The organism is Methylobacterium sp. CCH5-D2, assembly GCF_001556475.1.
In the GTDB taxonomy this organism is placed as follows: Bacteria; Pseudomonadota; Alphaproteobacteria; order Rhizobiales; family Beijerinckiaceae; genus Methylobacterium; species Methylobacterium hispanicum.
On the sequence record NZ_LSIX01000465.1, the window covers coordinates 1 to 503 of the forward strand.

Annotated in this window: 1 pseudogene; it reads left to right on the forward strand. The window is 69.2% G+C overall.

What is annotated here, in order from left to right:
- Positions 1-241: 241 nt before the first annotated feature.
- Positions 242-503, forward strand: a pseudogene (locus tag AX737_RS11805) (deoxyguanosinetriphosphate triphosphohydrolase); the annotation flags it as partial.

Here is a 503-nt window from a genome sequence, read left to right on the forward strand (position 1 = left end):
GGCGGGGCTAGGCCGAGCCCTCCGGAGCGGCCGGTCCCCGCCGATCTCGTTCGCCCTATGTTCCAATCCTGGTGCGCCTGCCCTAGTGTCTTGCCGGCGCGAGTGGCACCGTTCCGAACGGAATCCGTGGACAACAGCGGAATCCCGGCGTGACGCGTCGGCGGGCCGGAACGTAGACCGGGGTGCACGGTGTTGTGGGTGGGCGGTGGACCGGGCGTCCTCGCCGCAACGGGATCGAGGGATGGCAGATCAACTCGACTGGGGACGCCTCCTCAACTCCCAGCGGCGCAAGGGTAAGGCCGCAGGCAGAGCCTACACGGCGCGGCTGGGCGAGGACCGGACCGAGCACGAGCGTGACCACGACCGTATCCTGTTCTCGACGCCGGTGCGGCGCCTCCAGGACAAGACCCAAGTCTTCCCCTTGGAACGCAACGACAGCGTCCGCACCCGGCTGACCCACAGCCACGAGGTGGCGAACATGGCGCGGAGCATGGGGACCACCC